Source organism: Georgenia halophila (genome assembly GCF_039541595.1).
Genome location: NZ_BAABGN010000025.1, coordinates 1 through 1,334, shown reverse-complemented (window position 1 = coordinate 1,334; position 1,334 = coordinate 1). Strand labels below are relative to the sequence as shown.

General features: G+C 59.1%; 1 rRNA gene. It reads left to right on the top strand.

The annotated features are described in order from the left end of the window. Positions 1–1,312, top strand: a 16S ribosomal RNA gene (locus ABD907_RS20555); the annotation flags it as partial. Positions 1,313–1,334: the final 22 nt, after the last annotated feature.

Genomic DNA, 1,334 nt, shown 5'->3' with positions numbered 1-1,334 from the left:
GGGCTCGCGGCCTATCAGCTTGTTGGTGGGGTGATGGCCTACCAAGGCGTCGACGGGTAGCCGGCCTGAGAGGGTGTCCGGCCACACTGGGACTGAGACACGGCCCAGACTCCTACGGGAGGCAGCAGTGGGGAATATTGCACAATGGGCGAAAGCCTGATGCAGCGACGCCGCGTGAGGGATGACGGCCTTCGGGTTGTAAACCTCTTTCAGTAGGGGACAAGGCCTCCTTTTTGGGGGGTTGAGGGTACCTGCAGAAGAAGCGCCGGCTAACTACGTGCCAGCAGCCGCGGTAATACGTAGGGCGCAAGCGTTGTCCGGAATTATTGGGCGTAAAGAGCTCGTAGGCGGTTTGTCGCGTCTGCTGTGAAAACGCGGGGCTTAACCCTGCGCCTGCAGTGGGTACGGGCAGACTTGAGTGCGGTAGGGGAGACTGGAATTCCTGGTGTAGCGGTGGAATGCGCAGATATCAGGAGGAACACCGGTGGCGAAGGCGGGTCTCTGGGCCGTTACTGACGCTGAGGAGCGAAAGCATGGGGAGCGAACAGGATTAGATACCCTGGTAGTCCATGCCGTAAACGTTGGGCACTAGGTGTGGGGACCGTTTCCACGGTTTCCGTGCCGTAGCTAACGCATTAAGTGCCCCGCCTGGGGAGTACGGCCGCAAGGCTAAAACTCAAAGGAATTGACGGGGGCCCGCACAAGCGGCGGAGCATGCGGATTAATTCGATGCAACGCGAAGAACCTTACCAAGGCTTGACATGCACTGGAAACACTCAGAGATGGGTGCCCCTTTTTGGCCGGTGCACAGGTGGTGCATGGTTGTCGTCAGCTCGTGTCGTGAGATGTTGGGTTAAGTCCCGCAACGAGCGCAACCCTTGTCCTGTGTTGCCAGCGGGTAATGCCGGGGACTCATGGGAGACTGCCGGGGTCAACTCGGAGGAAGGTGGGGACGACGTCAAATCATCATGCCCCTTATGTCTTGGGCTTCACGCATGCTACAATGGCCGGTACAAAGGGTTGCGATGCCGCGAGGTGGAGCGAATCCCAAAAAGCCGGTCTCAGTTCGGATTGGGGTCTGCAACTCGACCCCATGAAGTCGGAGTCGCTAGTAATCGCAGATCAGCAACGCTGCGGTGAATACGTTCTCGGGCCTTGTACACACCGCCCGTCACGTCACGAAAGTCGGTAACACCCGAAGCCGGTGGCCCAACCCCTTTGGGGGAGGGAGCTGTCGAAGGTGGGACTGGCGATTGGGACGAAGTCGTAACAAGGTAGCCGTACCGGAAGGTGCGGCTGGATCACCTCCTTTCTAAGGAGCATCTCGTCATGCG